The following is a 445-nucleotide window of genomic DNA, read 5'->3' as shown; positions in this document are numbered from 1 at the left end:
GTGATCAACCGTACGAATCCATTTGGGCCGACTCGGTCGAGCAGCTGGCCCGTGACCACGGCATCCCCGTGCACCTCGCCCAGCGTCCCGACGAGGAGCTCCTGGCCCGGGTCGCGCAGGCCGCGCCGGACATCATCGTGGCCAACAACTGGCGCACCTGGCTACCGCGGGAGCTGTTCGACCTGCCCCCGCACGGCACGCTGAACCTGCACGACTCCCTATTGCCGAAGTTCACCGGCTTCTCCCCGGTGATCTGGGCGATGATCAGCGGCGCAACGGAAGTCGGCCTCACCGCCCACCGGATGGACGACGAGCTCGACACCGGCGACGTGGTGCTCCAGCGCGCCATTCCGATCGGTCCGACCGATACCGGCACCAGCCTGGTGCGTGCCACCATCGACCTCATCCCCGACGTCCTGCTGGAGTCGCTGGACCTCATCGAGCA

The 445-nt window shown here is 67.6% G+C and carries 1 protein-coding gene; it reads left to right on the top strand.

Features of this window, described 5'->3' with window-relative positions:
- A partial coding sequence (locus tag D7Y13_RS42945) for a methionyl-tRNA formyltransferase (protein WP_279637209.1) occupies positions 1–445 on the top strand: 445 nt, incomplete at both ends.

The organism is Corallococcus praedator (assembly GCF_003612125.1).
Lineage (GTDB): Bacteria > Myxococcota > Myxococcia > Myxococcales > Myxococcaceae > Corallococcus > Corallococcus praedator.
This window is presented reverse-complemented; position numbering and strand designations above follow the sequence as displayed.